Below are 17,518 nucleotides of genomic sequence, written 5' to 3'. Positions count from 1 at the left end.
GCGACCCGCCAGCACAGCGACGCCGACGGCGGGTCACCCCGGTAACGGGGGGCCCGCCGTTCGTCGTGTCACCACCCACCGCGGCCCCGCCGCGGTTACGACAACGACAGGAGCACCGTCATGTCCCGGTTCGTGGACCGCGTCGTGCTGCACGCGACCGCGGGTGCCGGGGGCAACGGCTGCGCCTCGGTACACCGCGAGAAGTTCAAGCCGCTCGGCGGCCCCGACGGCGGCAACGGCGGCCGGGGCGGCTCGGTCGTGCTCGTCGTCGACGCGGGTGTGCACACGCTGCTCGACTACCACCACCGCCCCCGTGCGGAGGCGAAGAACGGCACCCAGGGGCAGGGTGCGTTCAAGCAGGGCGCGAACGCCCCGGACCTGGAGCTGCGGGTCCCCGACGGCACCGTCGTTCTCGACGCCGGCGGCGAGGTCGTCGCCGACCTGGTCGGTGTCGGCACCCGGTTCGTCGCCGCCGAGGGCGGACGGGGCGGGCTCGGCAACGCCGCGCTGTCCTCCGCCGCCCGCAAGGCCCCCGGCTTCGCGCTGCTCGGTGAGCCCGGCGACGAGGTCGAGCTGACCCTGGAGCTGCGCAGCCTCGCCGACGTCGGCCTCGTCGGGTTCCCCAGCGCGGGCAAGTCCTCGCTGGTGGCGGCCCTGTCCGCGGCCCGCCCGAAGATCGCCGACTACCCGTTCACCACCCTCGTGCCCCAGCTCGGCGTGGTCAGCGCGGGGGACGACACCTTCACCGTCGCCGACGTCCCCGGCCTCATCCCGGGTGCCGCCGAGGGCCGCGGCCTCGGCCTGGAGTTCCTGCGCCACATCGAGCGCTGCTCGGTGCTGGTGCACGTCGTGGACTGCGCGACCTTCGAGACCGAGCGCGACCCGGTGTCCGACATCGAGGCACTGGAGACCGAGCTGGCGCACTACGCCGAGGCCCTCGGTACCAGCGCGCTGGGGGAGCGGATCGACCAGCGCCCGCGTCTGGTCGCGCTGAACAAGATCGACGTCCCGGACGCCGCGGACCTGGTCGACATGGTCCGCGAGGACCTGACCGAGCGCTTCGGCTGGCCGGTGTACGCGATCTCCACCGCGTCCCGGGCCGGGCTGCGGGAGCTGAGCTTCGCGATGGCCGAGCGGGTCGCCGCGGCCCGTGCCGCGCGCCCGGAGGCCGAGCCGAGCCGGATCGTGCTGCGCCCGCGCGCCGTCGACGACACCGGCTTCACCATCACGCCCGACCCGGAGCTCGACGGCGGGTTCATCGTGCGCGGGGAGCGCCCCGAGCGGTGGATCCGTCAGACCGCGTTCGAGAACGACGAGGCCGTCGGCTACCTCGCCGACCGGCTCGCCCGGCTCGGCGTGGAGGAGGCGCTCGCCAAGGCCGGAGCCGTCCCCGGCTGCCCGGTCACCGTCGGCCAGGTCACCTTCGACTGGGAGCCGTCCACCCCGGCCGGCGTCGCCGCCCTGCTCACCGGGCGCGGCACCGACATCCGGCTGGAGGGCAACGACCGGGTCGGCGCCGCCGAGCGCAAGCGCGCCCGGGGCGCGCGCCGGAACCACCTGTCCGACGCCGAGCTCGCCGCGGGCGCCCGCTACTCGTCGGACCACGAGATCGAGGAGTGAGACCCGCGTGAGCACGCGCGCCGCACTGGGTGCGGCGAAGCGGATCGTGGTGAAGGTCGGGTCGTCGTCGCTGACGAGCCTGACCGGTGGTCTCGACCCGGCCCGGCTCGACGCCCTGGTCGACGCCCTGGTGGGGCGTCGCGCCGCCGGTGCGCAGGTCGTGCTCGTCTCCTCGGGGGCGATCGCGGCCGGCCTCGCGCCGCTGCAGCTGCGACGCCGGCCGCGTGACCTGGCGACCCAGCAGGCCGCCGCGTCGGTCGGGCAGCTGCTGCTCGCCCACGCCTACTCGGCGTCGTTCGCCCGGCACGGGCAGGGCATCGGGCAGGTGCTGCTCACCGCCGACGACATGATCCGCCGCTCGAACTACCGCAACGCCCAGCGCACGCTGGAGCGGCTGCTGCAGCTCGGGTCGCTTCCGGTGGTCAACGAGAACGACACCGTCGCCACCGCCGAGATCCGGGTGGGCGACAACGACCGGCTCGCCGCGCTCGTCGCGCACATCGTCGGCGCCGACGCGCTCGTGCTGCTCTCCGACGTCGACGGCCTCTACGACGGCCACCCGCGCGACCCCGGGACGTCGCTGATCACCGAGGTCGACGACCCGGCCGAGCTCGCGGGGGTCAGCGTCACCCGCCCCGGGTCGGGACTGGGCACCGGCGGCATGGCCACCAAGGTCGAGGCGGCCGCGATGGCGTCGGCGGCCGGGATCCCGGTGCTGCTGACCTCCGCCGACCGGATCGCCGATGCCCTGGCCACCACCGAGGACGGCCCGGAGGTCGGCACCGTGTTCCGCGCCGCCGGGACCCGGATGGGTGCCCGCCGGTTCTGGCTGCGGCACGCCGCCGACGTCCGCGGGGCCCTCGACCTCGACGACGGCGCGGTCGAGGCCGTCCGCCGCCGTCGCCGCTCGCTGCTCGCCGCCGGGGTGCACGGCGTGTCCGGTGACTTCGACGCCGGCGACGTCGTCGAGCTGCTCGCCCCCGGTGGGCGGGCCATCGCACGGGGTGTCGTCTCCTACGACGCGACCGAGCTGCCGCACATGATCGGCCGCCGGACCCGCGAGCTGCCGCCCGAGCAGCGGCGCGAGCTCGTCCACGCGGACGACCTCGTTCTGCTCTAGACGGCGGCAGGGCACAATGCCCGCATGTCGGCCGACCGCGCCCGTTCCGCGCTGGTCGCGTCCCTGGTCCGCGACGGCCGGGTGCGCACCCCCGCGGTCCGCGCGGCACTGGAGACGGTGCCGCGCCACCTGTTCCTGCCGGCCCTCGACCCCGGCGGGGCCTACGCCGACGTCGCCGTCCCGATCAAGGTCGACGACGGCGTGACGGTCAGCTCGGTCTCCCAGCCGTCGATGGTCGCGATCATGCTGGAACAGCTGGAGGCCGGGCCGGGACACCGGGTGCTGGAGATCGGTGCGGGGGCCGGCTGGAACGCGGCGCTGCTGGCGGAGCTGGTCGGTCCGGACGGGGCCGTGACCACCCTCGACATCGACGACGACCTGGTCGCCGGGGCCCGGGCGAACCTGGACGCCGCCGGGTACGACGACGTCGACGTCGTCGTCGGGGACGGGGCGCTCGGGTACCCGCCCGCGGCGCCCTACGACCGGATCGAGCTGACCGTCGGCTCCACCGGCGTCCGGCCGGAGTGGGCCGCCCAGCTCGCGCCCGGCGGCCGGCTGCTGCTGCCGCTCACGGTGCGCGGCAGCCAGCTGTCGGTGGCGTTCGCCCACACCGCTCCGGGACGGCTGCACTCGCGGTCGGTGCGCAGCTGCGCGTTCGTCCGGCTGCGCGGGGAGGGTGCCGACCCGGGCGCCGAGGTCGCGCTGCCGGACGGCCGGTGGCGGGTGCAGCCCGCCTGCGGCTCCGATGACGCCGACGTCCCGGACCCGCGGGCGCTGGCCCGCGCGACCACGGGTGCGGGCTCCGACCGGCCGGTGGCAGCGGCGGGCACGGTGGCGGATCTGTGGGACGGGCTCGGGCTGTGGTGCGCGGTCGCGGACCCGGGGGTGGTGCGGCTGTTCGGCCCGGCCGGGGGTGGGGCGGCACCGGCGCTGTTCGACCTCGGTGGTGTCCGCGCGACGCTGGGCCTGGTCGCGGGCGACGGGTGCGCGGTGCTGCTGGCGGACCCGGAGGCGACGGTGCGGGCCTGCGGGCCGGACGGTGACCGCGCCGCCGAACGGCTGGCCGGGCTGGTCGCGGGGTGGGTCGACGCGGGCCGGCCGCACGCGGCGGACCTGCGGATCGAGGCGGTCGTCCCGTCGCTCGCCGGTCCCGGTGGCGGTGCGGAGCGCGGGTCCGTTGTGGACCGGGCCGGGCCGGCGGGCGTGGTGGTGGACGGCGCGGGTACCCGGCTGACGCTGCGCTGGGGCCCGGCCTCGGCCTGACACGCGGGGACACGGCCCGGAGCCGGGCCCGGGGCGACACGGTCCCGCACCGCTGCGGCGGCGCGGAGCCCGTGGCCCGGTGCCCCGGCCCACCCGGCGTCCCCGGGCGGGCCGCCGGCGGACCCCGCGCCCGCCGGCGGCCGGCCCGCGGTGACCGGGGCACGGTGCTCACCGGGACCGGGTCGTCCGTTTCGGACTCGTCGTCGTCTTCGTCGTGGTCCTCGTCGTGGTCCGCGGCGCCGCGGTCGCCCGGGGGGCCGGGGTCCGCGCGACGGTGGTCCGCGGTGTGCCCGGGGACCGGGCGACGACCGTGCGGTGGTGGTCGTGGCCGTCGTCGAGTGCGGACACCGGTACCCACCGCGGCCCGGCCGGTGACACGACCGCCTCGGGCGCAGGGCAGGCGGCCGGGTCCACCTCGAGGTAGTCGTCGCCGTCGGCCTCCAGGACCCCGCACACCTGCCGTTCCGGCCCGGTCGAGCAGGCGGTCAGCGGGGCGCCGGCGACGAGGACCAGTGCGAGCGCGGAGAGCCAGGTCGCGGTCCGCACGGCTCAGACCTGCTCGACGTCGAAGTTGACCAGACCGCCCTGGACCTCGGTCACGGTCGCGCGGACGTCGATCGAGTCCTCGCCGGAGGTGACGCGGCAGCCGACGGCCTGGCCGGTGGTGGGGGCGAGGTCGCCGTCGCAGGTGGTGGCGTCGATCGGGACGCCGGCGTTCTGCGCGACGAGCGAGCCGACGGTGTCCTGCAGCAGCGCCTTCGGCACCGGGCGGGGCTCGGTGGTGATGTCGAAGGAGACGTTGTCCCCGTCGACGGCGGTGACGGTGACGACGGCGCCGACCGGCTGGCCACCGGAGTGGAACTCGCAGGTCCGGCTCGCCCCGACGGTCGCGTCGAGGTCGGTGGCGCAGTCGGCCTTCCCGTTGTCGAGGGAGACGCCCTGCGCACCCAGCTTGCTGACGATCTGCTGCTCGACGCTGTCCGCCGGGACGGAGGCGAGGCTGCAGGCCGTGGTGCCGAACAGGACGGTGCTCGTCGCCGCAGCGATCAGGCCGAGCCGGGCGAGGCTGCGCAGGGTGGCGTTCATGGTGTCTCCTCGGGTGGCGGCCCCGGCGGCCCGGGCGGCCGGTGGGGCGAACACCACGAACTCTGCGGTGGGCCACTGGCACTCCACTTGCAGCGGCCTTGCAGGGGCCTGCACGCGGTCCCGCGGAGCGCGGCTCAGGCGCTCCGGCCCACCATCCGGGTGGCGACGGTGCCGCCGTCACCGAGCTCGTCGAGGACCGCGGCGATCGCCGCCCGCCCGCCCGCGACGCCCTCGGTGAACGCGGCCGCGTACCGCTCCGCCGAGCCGCCGAGCGCGGCCCGGACCAGGGCGGCGTTGCGCTCGGAGTCCTGCGGGTCCATCTCCTCGGGCCGGTAGCCGACCTCGCCGCCGACCGCGGACACCGCCCCCAGCAGCCGGGCGCCCCGCGCTCCGTCGCCGGACTGTCCCAGCGCGCCCGCGAGCGTGTGCACCGCGACCAGCCAGGACGTCACGTCGGGCTCGCCACCGAGGAACCGCACGAGCGACTCCGCCTCGTCCAGCGCGGCCGGGTCGCCGCGGTCGAGCAGGGTCTTCACCAGGTGCCAGCGCGAGGACCCGTCGGCGAACCCGTGCCCGGCCCGCCGCGCGACGGCCACCGCGGACCGCAGCACGTCCAGCGCCGACGCCGTGTCCCCGCCGAGGCGCGCGAGGTGCCCGGCGGCCATGAGCGTCTCGGACTCACCGGGGCCGTCCCCGGCCGCGCGCGAGACCGCGAGTGCCTCGCCCAGCAGGGCCTGTGCGGCCGCCGGGTCGGCCGCCGCGGCCAGGTAGGCGCGGAACGCGAGCCCGCGGGCGACCTTCGTCGGGTGCCGGGCCGGGTCCATCCGTTCCAGCCCGGCGGCGACGTCGGCGGCCGCACCGGCCGGGTCACCGGCCAGGTAGCGCAGGGGGCCGGAGGCGAAGTGCGCCAGCCCGACGGCCTCCGGGTCGGCGTCCGGCCCGGCCGCGGCCAGCGCGGCGGTGGCCCACCCGATGCCCTCGGCGACCCGGCCGAAGCGGTACCAGTACCAGCCCAGCACCCCGGCCAGGCGCAACGCGTCGTCGACCGCGGCGGTACTCCCGTCGGCGAGCGCGGCCCCGAACGCGGCCCGCACGTTCGGCTGCTCGGCGCGGACCCGCCCGAACCAGCGGGCCGCGTCGTGGCCGAGCCAGGCGGCGTCGGCCTCGGTGACGACGCCGAGGACCCAGCGCCGGTGCGCGGTGCGGGCCGCGGTGCGCGCGGCGTCGTCGAGCAGGGTGTCGCCGAAGGCACGCAGGGACTCCAGCAGCGCGAACCGGCGGGGGCCCGGTGCGCCGGTGTCGACGCCGACCAGGGACTTCGCGACGAGCGTGGCCAGCCCGTCGCGGACCGGCACCCCGGCGACGTCGGCGGCCGCGGCCGCGTCGAACCCGCCGGTGAACACCGACAGCGCCCCGAACAGCCACCGATCGGACGGGCCGAGGTCGTCGACCGACAGCGCGATGGTGTGCTCCAGGCTCCGGTGCCGGGCGGGGGTGCCCCGGCCGGCCCCCACGAGCAGGGAGAACCGGTCGTCGAGGGCGTCGGCGATCTCCCCGACCGACAGGGTGCGGCTGCGGGCGGCCGCCAGCTCGACGGCCAGCGGAAGCCCGTCGAGCCGGGCGCAGACCTCGGCGACGCGGGCCCGGTCGTCGCCGGTGGGGGCCACGCCGGGCGCCGCGGCCGACGCGCGGTCCAGGAACAGCTGCTCGGCCGCGGCGGGGGACAGCGGCGCGAGGTCCAGCAGCTGCTCACCGGGCAGGTCGACCGGCTCGCGGCTGGTCGCGACCACCCGCACACCGGGGCACGCGGGCAGCAGCGTGGTGAGCAGCTCGGCGACGGCGTCGAGGACGTGCTCGCAGTTGTCGAGCACCAGCAGGCCGGGGGTGCCGGCCAGGGCGGCGGCGAGCTGGTCGGCGCCCTGCGCGGTGAGCACCCCGGCGGCCTCGGCGACGACCGGGGCGAGCAGCGCGCCGGAGGTCCCCGGGGCGAGGTCGGCGAGCTCGGTCCACCACACCGGACCGCCCGCGTCGGCGGCGACGGCCAGCGCGACGCGGGTCTTGCCCACCCCGCCGGGGCCGACGACGGTGACGAGCCGGTGGGCGTCGAGGGCGGCGCGCAGCCCGGCGAGGTCGTCGTCGCGGCCGAGCAGCGCCGTCGACGGCACCGGCAGCGGCCTGCGGGTGGCCCCGGCGGCGGGCGCCGGGGCGTCGGCGGCGGGGGCCCGCTGCAGCAGCTCCGGGTCGTGGGCGAGCACCGCCCGTTCGGTCGCGGCGAGGCCGGGCCCCGGGTCGACGCCGAGCTCCTCGGCGAGCAGGTCCCGCGCGGTCCGCAGGACGGCGAGGGCGTCGGCCTGGCGCCCGGCGCGGTAGAGCGCGCGGGCCCGCAGCTCCCACGCGCGCTCGCGCAGCGGGTACTCGGCGGTGAGCGCGGCCAGGTCGTCGAGCAGCGTCACGTCCTCGCCGGTGGCGAGCGCGGCGGCGGCCCGGTCCTCGCGGATCCCGGCGCGCAGCTCGGTCAGCGCGGCCACCTCGGCGGCCAGGAAGGCGCGGTCGGCGAGGTCGCCGAACGGGGTGCCGTCGCCGGTGGCCAGCGCCAGGTCCAGCACGGACACCGCCTCGTGCGGGCGTCGCTGCGCCAGCGCGGTCGCGCCGCGGGCGGCGAGCTCGCGCATCGCCCACACGTCGACCTGCTCGGGCCGGACGGCCAGGGCGTAGCCGCCGCTGCCGCGGACCAGCACCGTCGCGGCCCCGCGGGCCGAGCGGCCGGGCTCCAGGACACCGCGCAGCCGGGCGACGTAGGTGTGCAGCGCCTGCTTCGCGGCCGGGGCGGGTTCGGAGTCCCAGACGGCGTCGATGAGCAGGTCCTCGGTGGCCGGACGCCCGGCCGCGACGACGAGCGCGGCGAGCAGTGCCCGCGGGCGCGGCCCGCCGAGCGCCAGGTCGTCGCCGTCACGGCTCGCCCGCACACCACCGAGGACCGAGAGCTGCAGTGACGACGCCTGCGGGGAGACCGCCTCCGCAGGCACGGCAGGACCGGACATACCCCGACCCCACGAAGATGATCCGGATCTCCGGAATCATCTGCTCTGATGATGCGTGGCCGGTCAGCCGCGCGGCTCCAGGTGGACCAGCGGGATCTCCCGGGTGGTGCTGCGCTGGTAGCCGGCGTAGTTGCGGTACTTCCCGGCGATCTGCGGCCAGAGCGTCGCGCGGTCGGCCGGGTCGGCGATCCGGGCGCGCATGGGCACGCGTGGCCCGCCCTGCACGGCGACCTCGACGTCCGGGTCCGCACGCAGGTTGAGGAACCAGGCGGGGTGGCGGTCGTCGCCGCCCCGGGAGGCGACGACGACGTAGCTCCCGTCACCGTGGACCGGTGCCGTGAGCAGCACCGTGCGCGGCTCGCCGGAGCGCCGGCCGCGGGTGGTCAGCTCGACCACGGGCATCCCCATCGCCGAGTGGCCGACCTTCCCACCGGTCAGCCGGATCAGTAGACGGTGGCCCGCGTTCATGGCCTTGAGGGCGATGTCGGGTGGGTTCACGACCCCGAGCCTACCGGCGGGTAGCCGGGCTCGTCAGCTCGTCGCGACCTTCTCCAGCGCGGGCTGCAGCCCGTCGAGCAGCCAGCCCACAGACACCACGTTCGGCGCCTGCAGGGCGATGGCCTGGTCCAGTGTCACTGGTGTGTAGGTGCCCTGCCGCACCGCGCGCACCCGGCGCACCAGCTCGTCGCCCTCGAACCTCGCGCGGTCGCCCGCCCCCGCGAAGGTCATCAGGAGCAGGTCGGCCTCCGACAGCCTGCCGACCTCCTCGTAGGACACCCCCACCGTGCCCGGGGCCAGCGCGTCGCTCGCCGGCGCCTCCCGGAACGACGCCGGCACCTCCAGACCCAGCGACCGCAGGAACACCGTGGACTGGTTCTGCTCGCCGACCACCATCGGCAGGATCTCCCCGCGCGCCTGCCCGTAGAGGTAGGTCCTCCCCACGAGCCCGGGCAGCCGGTCACGGGTCTCGGCGATGCGGCGGTCCGCCTCGGCGATCAGCGTCTCGACGGCGTCCCCGCGGCCCAGCGCCCGACCGATCTGGCGGGCGTCGTCCTGCATGGAGGAGGTGTACAGGCCCTCGGCGTAGGTGACGGTCGGCGCGATCCGCGACAGGGCCTCGTAGCCCGCCCGGTCGCTGATCTGGAACGCCGAGACCCCGAGGACCAGGTCGGGCCGGAACGCCGCGATCTGCTCCAGCGGCAGCGTCCCGTCGGGCTCGATCGCCAGCACCTCGGGCGGGAGGGGGTCGAGGTAGGGGAGCACGGGACCGCTGTCGCCGGAGCTGCGGACCGCGCCGACGACCGGTGCGCCGACGGCCTGGGCGACGGCCAGGTCGTTCATGCCCAGCGCGACGACCCGCTGCGGGGGTGCGGGCACCGTCGTCTCGCCGAAGGCGTGCCGGACGGTCACCGGGAACGCGGCCCCGTCGGACGGCGTCGCCGGGGCGGTGCCGGTGCCGCCGGGGGACGCACCGCAGCCGGTCAGGACCAGGGCCGCACCGAGCAGCGCCGCGAGCAGCGTGGTTCCACGGGGCCTCATCGTTCTCCTCGGATTAGGTGAGGCTCACCTTCTATCAGAGAACGGGCGCGGCGAGGAAGTCTCACCCGGCGGACGGAACTGCTCCGGCCGGCTCCCTGGCCCGGGCGATCTCGATCCTGCCGGTCGGGGAGCGGGGCAGCTCGTCGACGACGACCACGCCGTCGTCCGCCGTGGGGTCCGTGCCTTCCTGGAGTCCCTCGACGACGTCGGGGTGGTCGGCGAGACCGGTTCCGGCAAGTCCACGCCGGCCCGGTCGCTGATCCAGGCGCCGCGCCCGCAGTCGGGCGAGATCGAGTTCCAGGACGTCGACCTGATGGGGCTGCGGCGGCGGGACCTGGTGCGGGCCCGGCGGTCGCTGCAGATGGTCTACCAGGATCCGCTCGGTTCGCTGAACCCGCGCCGGCGGGTCGCCGAGCTGGTCGCCGAGCCACTGGTCGGCTACCGGGGGGCACCGCCGCTGCGCGCCCGCCGCGTCGACGAGCTGATCAGCGTCGGACCGGACGCCTGCGCGGACCGTCTCGTCCCGAAGGACATGATGCGAGCCGTCCTGCACTCGGCGCCGGGCGTCCCCGAGGAGCGGATCGAGATCGGCTATCCCGGCGAGACGCTCGAACCGGGCGGCGAGTGACCGCATGATGGTGCGGTGCACACCGATGTGACGACCGTCCCCGACCGCGACGAGCCGGGAGCGGCCGCGCTCGTCGCGGTGTGTGCGGACGGCCTGGTCCTGCTCGACGCCGACGGCCGGTTCCGTTCGCTGAACCCGGCCGCCCTCCGGCTGCTCGGCCGCCCGGCCGACGAGCTCGTAGGCGTCCGGGCGCCGTTCGTCCCCGCCCCGGTGGGCCCGTGCGGGACGCGGACGGTGCGCTGGACCGGGGCCGACGGGTCGGCCCGCGACCTACGGTACCGGGCCGCGCCGGACGGCACCGGCGGCCTGGCCGTGTGGTTCAGCGACGTCACCGACCTGCTGGCCCGGCAGGAGCGGCTGACCGCGATCGTCCGGGCCGCCTCGGGGGTCGCCGAGGCGGGGTCGCTGGCTCGCACGCTGGACGCCATCGCCCGCGAGATCATCGGCACCGCGCACATCGCGGCCGCCCAGATCCTGGCGGTCGACGACCCGGCGGCCGACCTGCAGGTGCTCGGGATGGCCGGGTTCGGCGCGGCAGCCGACTTCGTCCGGCGGCTGCGGGCCTGCCGGGAGGGCGGCGCGGACATCCGGTTCCTGGAGGCGTACACGCGGGGCGAGGCGGTCGTCGTCCCGCACCGCCGGGCGGCGATCATGGCGGACCCGGCGTGGGAGCCGCTGCACGAGATCATGGACCGGCCGGACTGGGACGGGTTCGTCGCGATGCCGATGGTCGTCCGCGGCACCACCGTCGGCGTGATCAACGCCTACTACGAGCCGGACGAGGCACCGGACCCGTCGTCGCTGGCGTTCCTAGAGGCGATGGCCGCGCACGCCGCCGTCGCCGTGGACACCGCCCGGCTGGTGGCCCGTTCCCGATCCGACGCCCGCACGGCGGAGCGCCGCAGGCTGGCCCGGGACCTGCACGACTCGGTGGTGCAGCAGCTGTTCTCGATACGCATGCAGGTCTCGGCACTGCAGGGTCGCCTGGACCGCTCCGACCCGGACCCGGCCCGCGTGCTGGGCGCCGCGACCGAGCTGTCCGCGATGTCCGCCGACGCGCTGGACGACCTGCGGCTGCTGGTGCGCGAGATGCACCCGGCCGCACCGCGTGACGGTGACCTGGTGGAGGCGGTCCGCACGCACGCCTCCGAGGTGCGGTCCCGGACGGGCCTGCGGGTGGACGTCGTCGCCCCGGAGGACCCGCGGCTGGGCCCAGGGGTCGCCGACGACCTCTACCGGACCGTCCGGGAGGCCCTGCACAACGCCGTCAAGCACGCCGGGGCGGACACGGTGCGGGTGCGGATCGAACGCTGCGACGGCGACCTGGTGGTGGAGGTCGCCGACGACGGGTCCGGGACCCGGCCCGCGGATCCGCCGGCCGGGGTGCCCGGCGGCCTGGGGCTGGTGTCGATGCGTGAGCGGGCCGAACGGTGGGGCGGCGCCTGCTCGGCGGGCCCGCGCCCGGACGGCGGTTGGACGGTCCGGACCGTGCTCCCGGTCGCGGGCCTGGACGAGCAGGAGACCTGAGGTGCCCCGTTCCGCGACGGCCGCGCTGGCCAACGTCGACCTGAACCTGCTGGTGATCCTGCGCGAGCTGTTGCGCGAGCAGAACGTCACCCGGGCGGCCGAGCGGGTCGGGGTGACCCAGCCCGCGGCGAGCGCCGCGCTCGCCCGGCTGCGCAGGCACTTCGACGACGACCTGCTCGAACGCACCCGCGGCCGCTACGTTCTGTCCCCGCTGGGGCGCCGGCTCGCCCTCCAGGTCGAGCCGCTCTGCCTCGGTCTGGAGCGGTTGTTCGCGCCGGAGGAGCCGTTCCGGCCGGAGATCTCCGAGCACGAGTTCACGGTGATGACCACCGACTACGTCCTGGCGGCGATGGGCGAGTCGCTGTCGCGCGTGGTGCACGAGGCCGCACCCGGGGTACGGCTGCACGTCCCGGTCGTGAAGGGCAGGCTGCCCGGCGACCTGCCGGAGACGCTGCGCACGCTGGACGGGATCATCTCCGCGCCGAAGGCCGAGTTCAAGGTCGACGAGCTGTGCGGCCAGGAGCTGTTCCGGGACCGCTGGGTGTGCGTCGTCGACGCGGAGAACCCGGTGCGGGACCGGATCGAGCTGGCCGACCTCGAACGTCTGCCGTGGGTGATCCCGAACCAGCCCGACCCGCAGTACCCGGCGAGCTCCCCGCTCGCGCCCCTGCTCGCGATGCTCGGCACCCGGCCGCGGGTGGCGGTCCGGGTCGACAGCTACGCGGCCACCCCGTGGTTCGTCGCCGGGACCGATCGGGTCGCGGTCATGCAGGGTCGGCTCGCCGCCGGTTTCGCCGACCGTCCCGACCTGCGGATCCTTCCCTGCCCGGGGGACCCGCCGCCGATCGTGGAGATCTTCTGGTGGCACCGGCTGCGCTCCGACGACGCCGCGCACACCTGGCTGCGCGCGATGCTGGACACCGCCTCGCGCTCGTTGCGCCCCGGTCCATAGACGCGGTGGATGATCCGCATCCGAACTTCCTCTTTCCGTCCGGGGTGACCTGCGACATAGCGTCGGGAGCATGCGGATCGTGGTGGCCCGGGTGGACGACTTCCCGCCCGGCGAACGAAGGATCGTGACCCGTGGACGGCGCTCCATCGGGGTCTTCCGGGTCGGTGACCGGTTCTACGCGCTCAACAACCACTGCCCCCACCTGGGCGGACCGTTGTGCCAGGGCCGCACGCAGGCGCGGGTCCGGTCGAGCACACCCGGACGGTACGAGCGCGACGACGAGCACGCCCTGATCGCGTGCCCCTGGCACGGCTGGGAGTACGACCTGGCCACCGGGCAGTCGTTCCTCGGCCCGGGGGAGCCGCCGGCCCGGAGCTACGAGGTGAGTGTCGAGCCCGCCGACGTGTCCACTGCGGAGCCCGCGCCCGGGGAGCGCAGGCCCGGCCCGTTCGTCGCCGAGACCTTCGACGTGACGGTGGAGCGGTTCGGCTCGGGCGACCACGTCGTCGTCGACACCACGCCGCGGCCCGCCCGCACCGTTCCGAGCCAGGGGGAGAGTTCGTGACCACCGCACCCGAGGCGCCCGCGGCGCCGGCCCGCCGGCGTACCGGCTTCACGATCGTCGACACCGACATCCACCCGGCCTGCCCGCCCGGCGAGCTGATGCCGCGCCTGGACCCGGCCGCCCGGCGCCGCTACGAGCTGTTCGGCAGCCGCGTCCCCGCCCCGCCGGACGTCTACCCGCGGGTGCGCAACTCCGGCTACCGGCTGGACGCCTGGCCGGAGGGCGCCTTCCCGGGCAGCGACCTGCAGCTCGTCCGCGACCAGCTGCTCGACGAGTTCGACATCGACCACGGCGTGCTCATCCCGCTGCAGTCGCACAGCTGGGGCGCCGAGACCCCGGAGTTCGCCGCGTCGCTGTGCCGGGCTCTCAACGACTGGGTCGCCGAGTGCTGGCTCGACCGCGAGCCGCGGCTGCGGTCGTCGATCGCGGTGTCGCTGGAGTCCCCGGAGCTGGCCGCGGCGGAGATCCGCAGGCGCTCGGGCGACCCGCGGTTCTGCCAGGTACTGCTGGCCACCGGTGGCGAGTCCGGGTTCGGCAGGCGCCGGTACTGGCCGATCTACGCGGCCGCCGCCGAGGCCGGGTTGCCGATCGCCGCGCACACCGGCGGGCTGGAGCAGCACCGCGGCGCGGGCTGGCCGTCGTTCTACCTCGAGGAGCACGTCTGGAACGGCAACATGATGGGCGCGCTGGTCACCAGCCTGCTCTGCGAGGGCGTGCTCACCGAGTTCCCCGAGCTGCAGGTGGTCTGTGTGGAGGGCGGGCTGGCCTGGGCGGCGCCGTTGATCTGGTCGCTGGACGACGGGTGGGCGGCGCTGCGGGAGGACGTCCCGCACCTGGACCGGCCGCCGTCGGAGATCCTGCGTGAGCACCTGTGGTTCACCACGCAGCCGATCGAGGAGCCGCGCGACCCGGCGGACCTGGCCACGGTGATCCGGCATCTCGGCCTGGGCGAGCGGATCATGTTCGCCTCGGACTACCCGCACTGGGACTTCGACTCGCCGACGGCGGCGCCCCGGCTGTTCCCGGCCGACCTGCGTGAGCCGATCATGGGATCGAACGCCTGCCGGCTCTACGGCCTGCCCGAGCGGGTGGTGTCGTGAGCGCCCCGGTGGTGGGGGTGGTGGTCGACACCGACGTCCACTGTGTCCCGTCGACACTGTCCGACGTGGTCGCGCACATGGACCCCTACTGGCGCGACTACACCGCCGACGGCGGGGTGTCGCTGTCGCCGACCCAGGGCGGCGCCTACCCGCCCGGCATCGGCCCGGGTGGCCGGCCGCTGTCCGAGGTCGGCGAGCTGGGGGAGCGCGTGCTCTCCCCGGACGGCACGGACCTCGCGATCCTGACCTGCACCAGCACCTTCCAGACCAACCGCAACCCGTACTACGAGGCGGCGCTCTGCCGGGCGCTCAACGACTGGCTCCTGGAACGGTGGCAGGCCCACGACCCGCGGCTGCGGGTGGCGATGGTCGTGCCGACCCTCGACGTCGACGCCGCGGTCGCCGAGATCCACCGGATCGGCGACCGGCCGGAGGTCGTCACCGCACTGCTGCCGGTCCGCAACGACACCCGCTGGGGCAACGTCGGGAACCGGCCGGTGCTGCGTGCCGCCGCGGAGCACGGTCTCGTCGTCACCCTGCACGCGTGGGGGCGTGCAGGGCAGGCGCCGTCGTCGAGCGGGATGACCCACAGCTACCTGGAGGACTACCTGGCCAACGGGAACGTCGTCGCGCAGGGGCAGCTGGTGAGCCTGGTGACCGAGGGCGTGTTCGCCGAGCTCCCCGGACTCCGGGTCACCGTCGCCGAGTGCGGCTCGACCTGGCTCCCGACGCTGCTGTGGCGGTTCGACAAGGACTGGAAGGGCGTCTGGCGCGAGGTGCCCTGGGTGGACCGGCCGCCGTCGGAGATCGTCCGTGAGCACGTCCGGTTCACCACGGCGCCGATCCACCTGCCGTCCGACCCGGTGCAGGCCCGGGAGGCGGTCGACCTGCTCGGCCCCGAGCTGCTGATGCACGCCGGGGACCACCCGCACGACCACGGGCCCGGTGCCGACCGGCTCGCGGCCGTGCTGGACGGCGACGAGCTGGCCGCGGTGCGCGGCTGGACGGCCGCCGCGTGGTACCGGCTCGGGTGAGCGGGATCGGGCTGCCGGGGAGCCCGCAGGACGTCCCGACGCCGTCCGGGGGGACCGTGCGGGTCCGGCAGGCGGGGGAGGGCCCGCCGGTGCTGCTGCTGCACGGGTGGCCGCAGACGTCGGTGATGTGGCACCGGGTGGCCCCCGGCCTGCTCGACGGCCGCACCCTGGTGCTGGCGGACCTGCCCGGCTACGGCGACAGCGCACTCCCGGCGGGCGCCGCCGTCGCGGTGTCGGGGAAGCGGACGATGGCCGCCGACCTGGTGGCGGTGATGGCGGCCCTCGGGCACGAGCGGTTCGCCGTCGTCGGGCACGACCGGGGTGCCCGCTGCGCCTACCGGATGGCGCTGGACCACCCCGGCGCGGTGAGCGCGCTGGCGGTGCTGGACGTCCTCCCGACGGCCGACGTGCTGGCCCGCGCCGACGCCGGGTTCGCCCGGGGGGCGTTCCACTGGTTCCTGCTGTCGCAACCGGCGGACCTGGCGGAGCGGCTGGTGGCCGCGGAGCCCGACGCGATCCTCGGACGGGGTCTGGCGGAGGTCTGCGACCCGGCGGCGCTCGCCGCGTACGCGTCGGCGTGGGCGCGCCCGGAGGTGGTGCACGGGATGTGCCAGGACTACCGGGCCGGGTTCGACGTCGACGCCGCCGACGACGAGGCCGACCGCGGCCGGCGCACGATCACCGCGCCGACACTCGTCCTGTGGGGGCGCCGCGGCCCGCTCGGGCGGGCACCGGCGGTGCTGGAGGACTGGCGGGTCTGGGCCCCGGCCGCGACCGGGCGGGCACTGGACGCCGGTCACCTGCTCGCCGAGGAGGCACCCGACGGGGTTCGGGCGGAGCTGGCCGCCTTCCTCCCCACGACCAGCCGGTACCGACTCCGTCGACGAGCAACCGGGGAACCCGGGACCGCCACGGATCGCAACGACGCGAGGAGACGTGAGCCATGACCACCACATCCACCAGGAGCGTCCGGGGAGCCCGCCGCGTGGGCCGGACCTGCGCCGCGGTACTGGCCGTCTGTGCGGTACTGGCCGCCTGCGGCGGGAACGACGGGGGTGACGCCGGCGAGCCGGTCACCTTCCTCAACGTGCTGCCGATGGAGAGCCTGTCGTTCGCCCCGGAGATGATCGCCGACACCCGGGGACTGTTCGAGGCGCGCGGGCTGGACGTCACGTTCGAGGCCACCCAGGGCTCCGCTCCGGCGATCCAGACGGTGCTCGCCGGCGGCGCGCAGCTGACCCGGATCGGCGACATCGAGACGATGATCGCCGCCGGTGAACGCAACGCACCGCTGCTCGCGTTCGGCGAGCCGATCCACACCGGCACCATCCGGATGATCTCCACCGAGGCCTCTCCGGTCACCCGGGCCGAGCAGTTCCGCGGCCGGCTCGTCGGGACCCCGTCGGAGGGCGGCACCAGCTCGATCACCCTGGACCTGGTGGCCGGGTCCGCCGGGGTGCCGCCGGAGGAGGTGTCGCGTCAGGTCGTCGGGCTGAGCCCCGGCGTGTTCGACCTCCTGACCTCGGGCCGGGTCGACTCCTACATCGTGTCGCTGGACACCTCCGTGCTGCTCGACCACACCCGCCCCGAGACGGTGGTCTACGACCCGAACCAGGACATCGACGCCGGCGCCCAGATGTACGTCACCTCCGCCGCACAGATGGCCGACCCGCAGACCCGCGACCGGCTGGAGCGCTACGCCTCCGCCGTCGAGGAGGCCATGCAGTTCATCGTCGACGACGAGGCCAACGGCTTCGCCGAGACGATGCGGCTGATCGACTCCGAGTACGAGGTCCCCGCGCTGGGCGATCCGGACGTGGCGAAGGCCGCGCTGGCCGCCTACGTGGACGCCTACACCTCCGGTGACACGTTGCTGGGGATCTCGCCGCAGCGCTGGCAGGCCGCCTACGACGAGATCGTCGGAATCGGTCAGCTCCCGCCCGGCCTCGACCCGGCCGCCTGGCTGGACACGACCCTGACCCCGGCTCCCGCCCGCTGACCCCGGACCACACCGCCCGCTGCTCTCGCCGCCCGTCCGCCGGC

At 75.9% G+C, this 17,518-nt stretch carries 16 protein-coding genes; 11 read left to right on the top strand and 5 right to left on the bottom strand.

Annotation, left to right across the window (positions count from 1 at the left end; translation table 11 throughout):
- Positions 1 to 120 precede the first annotated feature (120 nt).
- From obgE to DMP15_RS21695, 3 genes are read left to right on the top strand one after another with little or no spacing between them, the layout of a single operon-like run.
- Complete coding sequence (gene obgE / locus DMP15_RS21705; RefSeq protein ID WP_073578058.1) at positions 121 to 1,620, top strand: GTPase ObgE; 1,500 nt, start codon at positions 121 to 123, stop codon at positions 1,618 to 1,620.
- Between the two features lie 7 nt (positions 1,621 to 1,627).
- On the top strand, positions 1,628 to 2,740 hold the full coding sequence (proB, locus tag DMP15_RS21700) for a glutamate 5-kinase (RefSeq protein WP_073578057.1): 1,113 nt from the start codon (positions 1,628 to 1,630) through the stop codon (positions 2,738 to 2,740).
- Positions 2,741 to 2,764: 24 nt separating this feature from the next.
- Complete coding sequence (locus DMP15_RS21695) at positions 2,765 to 4,003, top strand: methyltransferase domain-containing protein (RefSeq protein WP_337826385.1); 1,239 nt, start codon at positions 2,765 to 2,767, stop codon at positions 4,001 to 4,003.
- Positions 4,004 to 4,171: 168 nt separating this feature from the next.
- Here the strand turns inward: DMP15_RS21695 and DMP15_RS21690 are convergent, their stop codons facing one another.
- The 5 genes from DMP15_RS21690 to DMP15_RS21670 form a co-directional block, all read right to left on the bottom strand.
- Entirely contained in the window at positions 4,172 to 4,549 is a 378-nt protein-coding gene (locus DMP15_RS21690) for a hypothetical protein (protein ID WP_337826384.1), read from the bottom strand.
- Between the two features lie 3 nt (positions 4,550 to 4,552).
- The gene (locus DMP15_RS21685; RefSeq protein WP_337826383.1) at positions 4,553 to 5,089 is read right to left on the bottom strand and encodes a DUF4333 domain-containing protein; all 537 of its coding nucleotides are present in this window, start codon (positions 5,087 to 5,089) and stop codon (positions 4,553 to 4,555) included.
- Positions 5,090 to 5,223: 134 nt separating this feature from the next.
- Positions 5,224 to 8,115: an ATP-binding protein gene (locus DMP15_RS21680; protein WP_337826382.1), complete on the bottom strand. Its 2,892-nt coding sequence runs from the start codon at positions 8,113 to 8,115 to the stop codon at positions 5,224 to 5,226.
- Positions 8,116 to 8,193: 78 nt separating this feature from the next.
- Entirely contained in the window at positions 8,194 to 8,598 is a 405-nt protein-coding gene (locus DMP15_RS21675; RefSeq protein WP_062404411.1) for a nitroreductase/quinone reductase family protein, read from the bottom strand.
- 63 nt (positions 8,599 to 8,661) lie between these two features.
- Positions 8,662 to 9,669, bottom strand: coding sequence for an ABC transporter substrate-binding protein (locus tag DMP15_RS21670; RefSeq protein WP_337826381.1), 1,008 nt, complete (start codon positions 9,667 to 9,669; stop codon positions 8,662 to 8,664).
- A gap of 211 nt (positions 9,670 to 9,880) precedes the next feature.
- Here DMP15_RS21670 and DMP15_RS21665 point away from each other — a divergent pair, with 211 nt between their 5' ends.
- From DMP15_RS21665 to DMP15_RS21630, 8 genes are all read left to right on the top strand, one after another.
- Positions 9,881 to 10,297 (top strand): ATP-binding cassette domain-containing protein, encoded by a 417-nt coding sequence (locus DMP15_RS21665; RefSeq protein ID WP_073578052.1) that lies wholly within the window; start codon positions 9,881 to 9,883, stop codon positions 10,295 to 10,297.
- 15 nt (positions 10,298 to 10,312) lie between these two features.
- Positions 10,313 to 11,824 (top strand): sensor histidine kinase, encoded by a 1,512-nt coding sequence (locus tag DMP15_RS21660; RefSeq protein ID WP_073578051.1) that lies wholly within the window; start codon positions 10,313 to 10,315, stop codon positions 11,822 to 11,824.
- A gap of 1 nt (position 11,825) precedes the next feature.
- Positions 11,826 to 12,776, top strand: coding sequence for a LysR family transcriptional regulator (locus DMP15_RS21655; protein ID WP_073578050.1), 951 nt, complete (start codon positions 11,826 to 11,828; stop codon positions 12,774 to 12,776).
- Positions 12,777 to 12,846: 70 nt separating this feature from the next.
- A complete protein-coding gene (locus DMP15_RS21650) occupies positions 12,847 to 13,341 on the top strand; it encodes a Rieske (2Fe-2S) protein (protein WP_073578049.1) in 495 nt (164 codons plus the stop codon).
- The gene (locus tag DMP15_RS21645; RefSeq protein ID WP_073578048.1) at positions 13,338 to 14,441 is read left to right on the top strand and encodes an amidohydrolase family protein; all 1,104 of its coding nucleotides are present in this window, start codon (positions 13,338 to 13,340) and stop codon (positions 14,439 to 14,441) included. Before DMP15_RS21650 ends, DMP15_RS21645 begins: the two co-directional genes overlap by 4 nt.
- Positions 14,438 to 15,475, top strand: a complete 1,038-nt coding sequence (locus DMP15_RS21640) for an amidohydrolase family protein (RefSeq protein ID WP_337826380.1) — start codon at positions 14,438 to 14,440, stop codon at positions 15,473 to 15,475. The genes DMP15_RS21645 and DMP15_RS21640 overlap by 4 nt, the downstream gene beginning before the upstream one ends.
- Positions 15,472 to 16,422: an alpha/beta fold hydrolase gene (locus DMP15_RS21635; protein ID WP_073578046.1), complete on the top strand. Its 951-nt coding sequence runs from the start codon at positions 15,472 to 15,474 to the stop codon at positions 16,420 to 16,422. The genes DMP15_RS21640 and DMP15_RS21635 overlap by 4 nt, the downstream gene beginning before the upstream one ends.
- Positions 16,419 to 17,474 carry an ABC transporter substrate-binding protein gene (locus tag DMP15_RS21630; protein ID WP_083659066.1) on the top strand — a complete coding sequence of 352 codons (1,056 nt, stop codon included), beginning with the start codon at positions 16,419 to 16,421 and terminating at the stop codon, positions 17,472 to 17,474. The genes DMP15_RS21635 and DMP15_RS21630 overlap by 4 nt, the downstream gene beginning before the upstream one ends.
- The last annotated feature ends 44 nt before the right edge of the window (positions 17,475 to 17,518 follow it).

Origin of the sequence: Pseudonocardia sp. UM4_GMWB1, from assembly GCF_017312155.1 — a bacterium.
Classification (GTDB): domain Bacteria; phylum Actinomycetota; class Actinomycetes; order Mycobacteriales; family Pseudonocardiaceae; genus Pseudonocardia; species Pseudonocardia alni.
The sequence above is the reverse complement of the archived record's forward strand: the minus strand, read 5'-3'. Positions and strand labels throughout refer to the sequence as shown.

Coding starts and splice junctions, on each gene's coding strand:
- obgE (WP_073578058.1), top strand. CDS start 121: ATGTCCCGGTTCGTGGACCGCGTCGTGCTGCACGCGACCGCGGGTGCC.
- DMP15_RS21695 (WP_337826385.1), top strand. CDS start 2,765: ATGTCGGCCGACCGCGCCCGTTCCGCGCTGGTCGCGTCCCTGGTCCGC.
- DMP15_RS21685 (WP_337826383.1), bottom strand. CDS start 5,089: ATGAACGCCACCCTGCGCAGCCTCGCCCGGCTCGGCCTGATCGCTGCG.
- DMP15_RS21675 (WP_062404411.1), bottom strand. CDS start 8,598: ATGAACGCGGGCCACCGTCTACTGATCCGGCTGACCGGTGGGAAGGTC.
- DMP15_RS21670 (WP_337826381.1), bottom strand. CDS start 9,669: ATGAGGCCCCGTGGAACCACGCTGCTCGCGGCGCTGCTCGGTGCGGCC.
- DMP15_RS21650 (WP_073578049.1), top strand. CDS start 12,847: ATGCGGATCGTGGTGGCCCGGGTGGACGACTTCCCGCCCGGCGAACGA.
- DMP15_RS21630 (WP_083659066.1), top strand. CDS start 16,419: ATGACCACCACATCCACCAGGAGCGTCCGGGGAGCCCGCCGCGTGGGC.